The organism is Neobacillus drentensis (assembly GCF_036965425.1).
Lineage (GTDB): Bacteria > Bacillota > Bacilli > Bacillales > Cytobacillaceae > Neobacillus > Neobacillus drentensis_F.
In genome coordinates, this window is record NZ_JBALPP010000219.1 from 1 (window position 1) to 1499 (window position 1499).

General features: G+C 33.4%; 3 protein-coding genes. 2 read left to right on the top strand and 1 reads right to left on the bottom strand.

Annotation, left to right across the window (positions count from 1 at the left end; translation table 11 throughout):
* Nucleotides 1–10: 10 nt before the first annotated feature.
* Nucleotides 11–388, top strand: a complete 378-nt coding sequence (locus V7161_RS30255) for a cupin domain-containing protein (protein WP_335716456.1) — start codon at nt 11–13, stop codon at nt 386–388.
* An 89-nt stretch (nt 389–477) separates the two neighbouring features.
* Entirely contained in the window at nt 478–945 is a 468-nt protein-coding gene (locus V7161_RS30260; RefSeq protein WP_335716457.1) for a DUF523 domain-containing protein, read from the top strand.
* 124 nt (nt 946–1069) lie between these two features.
* Here V7161_RS30260 and V7161_RS30265 read toward each other — a convergent pair whose 3' ends face one another.
* Nucleotides 1070–1276, bottom strand: a complete 207-nt coding sequence (locus V7161_RS30265; protein ID WP_335716458.1) for an alpha/beta-type small acid-soluble spore protein — start codon at nt 1274–1276, stop codon at nt 1070–1072.
* Nucleotides 1277–1499 lie beyond the last annotated feature (223 nt).

A 1499-nucleotide genomic window follows, 5' to 3' on the forward strand; every position in this document is an offset into this window, starting at 1 on the left:
GAGATAGAGTATGCAAAATAAAGGACAATTAGAGGTAATTAATCTGCAAAAATTAATACAAGATCAAATGGAATATACAAATTTTATCGTGAGCGAAGTAAATGACCACGCACTTAGAATAGCTGTGATAAATGGTGATTTTCACTGGCATAAACACGAGGATTGCGATGAATTATTTTATGTATTAGAAGGCGAACTTTTTATTGACTTAGAAAACAATGAAACCATCTATTTAAAACCAGGCGAAATTTTTACCATTCCAGCTAATACAATGCATCGAACTCGCTCAAATGAACGTACAGTTAACATATGTTTTGAAAAGAAAAGTAATGATATAGAGGGAACAAAAACAATAGAATCATATTCAACTAATGCGACTTTTTTTTAAAGTAATTAGCAATTTAATTAAATACGTTAAAGAGGTAAAATAATTATCTTCAACACTAAGACGTATTTATTTAGAATGAGGTGGAATCATTGATTTTAGTGAGTTCTTGTTTAGCTGGGTTAGAGGTAAGATACAACGGTTCACATAGTGTAGATAATAGGATTAGAAAATGGTTACAAGAAAATAAAGTCATTACTGTATGCCCTGAATTACTTGGAGGTTTTTTAACACCAAGAGAGCCTGCTGAAATAATAGGTGGTGACGGAGAAGATGTTCTTGACGGGAAAGCAAAAGTAGTAGAGAAATCGGGTAGGGACGTAACAGAACTATACATAAAAGGGGCGTACGATACATTTAGAAAAGCTAAAGAAGTTAATGCAACTATTATTGTTCTTAAGGAGTACAGTCCATCCTGTGGAAGTACCATGATCTATAATGGTGAATTTAAAGCTAAGAAAGTTGTAGGAAATGGTGTCACAACTGCTTTACTTAAAAGAAACGGTTTAAGAGTAATTTCAGAAGAAAAACTTACCGATATTCTTGATGAGATAAGATAATTCTGGTTCAACTAATTTAAGATATAAATCATGGATTGTGTTTAGAATTGATTCGTTTAGTAAAAGAGAAATGGGACTACAAAAGAGGTCCCATTCTTATTTATTAAGGATTGACAATATAGTTTTAACGAAAGGTTCCACCAAACTGTTGTTCAGCCATACGAACCAGCCTCTTTGTAATTTCGCCACCAACGGAGCCATTGGCTCTTGAAGTTGTGTCGGCTCCGAGTTGGACGCCAAATTCCAGTGCAATTTCATACTTCATTTGGTCTAGGGCTTGTTCTGCTGCAGAAACCAAGTGTTGGTTTCTGTTGTTATTTTTGTTTGCCATGTTGTATCATCTCCTATTTGGTGATAATGAAATGGTCTTACATTCCTAGTTTGATTGGAATAGGTTTAGTTATTCATAGTTCGACATGGTAATTTTTGGTTATAGTTAGATTAGGATAACTGCGGTGATCATTTTTTATTAACCTAACGAAGCAGGTTTGTTTAAGTAGACCTTATAGAAAATATTTATAATATCGGTGATATTTGGTGCAATTGTGTAAAAT